The sequence below is a fragment of the Moorena sp. SIO2C4 genome, from assembly GCF_010672485.1.
GTDB lineage: Bacteria > Cyanobacteriota > Cyanobacteriia > Cyanobacteriales > Coleofasciculaceae > Moorena > Moorena producens.
This window is the reverse complement of record NZ_JAAHGN010001416.1, coordinates 1-1502: the sequence shown is the minus strand read 5'-3', so window position 1 is coordinate 1502 and position 1502 is coordinate 1. Positions and strand designations below refer to the sequence as shown.

The 1502-nt window shown below is 44.9% G+C and carries 2 protein-coding genes; one reads left to right on the top strand and one right to left on the bottom strand.

What is annotated here, in order from left to right:
• Nucleotides 1-341: N-acetylmuramoyl-L-alanine amidase-like domain-containing protein (locus F6K20_RS38150; protein ID WP_287298376.1), on the top strand; the 341-nt coding region annotated here is incomplete at its 5' end.
• A 186-nt stretch (nt 342-527) separates the two neighbouring features.
• Here F6K20_RS38150 and glyQ read toward each other — a convergent pair.
• Nucleotides 528-1406 (bottom strand): glycine--tRNA ligase subunit alpha, encoded by an 879-nt coding sequence (gene glyQ, locus F6K20_RS38145; protein ID WP_008185010.1) that lies wholly within the window; start codon nt 1404-1406, stop codon nt 528-530.
• Nucleotides 1407-1502 lie beyond the last annotated feature (96 nt).

Sequence of the window (1502 nt, the reverse complement as noted above, 5' to 3'; positions counted from 1 at the left end):
AGTCAAATTACCAGTGTATAGTAGCCATGGAAGCTAATCTGAAGCAGACAACTGTTAATTTCATTCCCCATGATCAGATTAGGAAAGCCTACAATCAACTGCAACCAGGGGATATTATTGGCATTGCTACTACTATTCCTTGTCTAGATGTCACCCACACTGGCTTAGTGTATCGTACTGCTGATGGGAATATCGGTTTTATTCATGCATCACCTGCCGGTAGAGTCACCATTGCCCGTGATTTACAACGGTATGCCAGACATGTTAGACATTCCCTTGGGATTGTAGTCGCTCGACCCGTTGATCCAGCAATTCCAAGCACTAGCAATATCCTCCAGTGACAGGGGTCAAGAGTGCCAGGACTTACCTAGTAAATCTAGATGTGGTGTGAGTTAATAAAGCACCCTACTACCTATAGGTTTCGATGCCCATTTTTGCGTAAGTCCTGGCGAATACACTCTCAGTCGTGATTACTGGTAGGAATGCCTTGCTGCTACCGATTGGGTCAAGCTCTTTGTGTTCTAGATTCAAGCTATGGTCTGTTTATTGAGCGGGAACCCTAACATCTCTCGTTGTTGCAAATAGAGTTGAGCCACTCGCCTTGCTAGATTGCGAATTCTACCGATATAACGAGTTCGCTCAGTCACTGAAATCACACCCCTAGCGTCCAGTAAGTTGAAAGTGTGAGAACACTTCAGAACGTAGTCTAGTGTAGGCATAACAAGTCCTCGCTGGGTTAGTTGTTCTGCCTCTTGCTCGTAAAGACCAAATAGCGTGAACAGTAAATCTGGGTTAGAGGATTCAAAATTATAAGTACATTGTTCAACTTCTCCCTGAAGGTGAACATCTCCATAGCTAATTTGGTCATTCCACTGGATTTTAGTAAAAGCCTCTACTTCCTGGAGATACATAGCTAATCGTTCCAAACCATAGGTGATCTCAATGGGTACAGGACGACAATCAATGCCACCACACTGTTGGAAGTAGGTAAATTGAGTAATTTCCATGCCATCTAACCAGACTTCCCAGCCAACTCCCCAAGCCCCTAGGGTAGGAGATTCCCAATTGTCTTCAACAAAGCGAATGTCATGGTCTTCAGGGCAAATACCTAAAGCTTTGAGGGAATCTAGGTAAATATCTTGAATATTATTCAGTGACGGCTTGATCAGTACTTGGTATTGGTAGTAGTGCTGGTAGCGATTCGGGTTTTCGCCGTAGCGTCCATCGGTAGGTCTTCGGCATGGTTCAACATAAGCAACTGACCAGGGTTCTGGACCAATAGCTCTCAAGAATGTATGAGGACTCATCGTCCCTGCTCCTTTCTCGGTATCGTAGGACTGGGCAATCAAGCAACCATGTTTTGCCCAGAATTGATTCAATGTTGCAATCACTGATTGAAAATTCACTGACACCTCCAGTGTTTGGTAACGGTAACTTATGGCCAAGACATTTCTTGATGCAAAGGGCGAGTGGGGAGGGGCTGTGTGGGTCACGCCGTGATA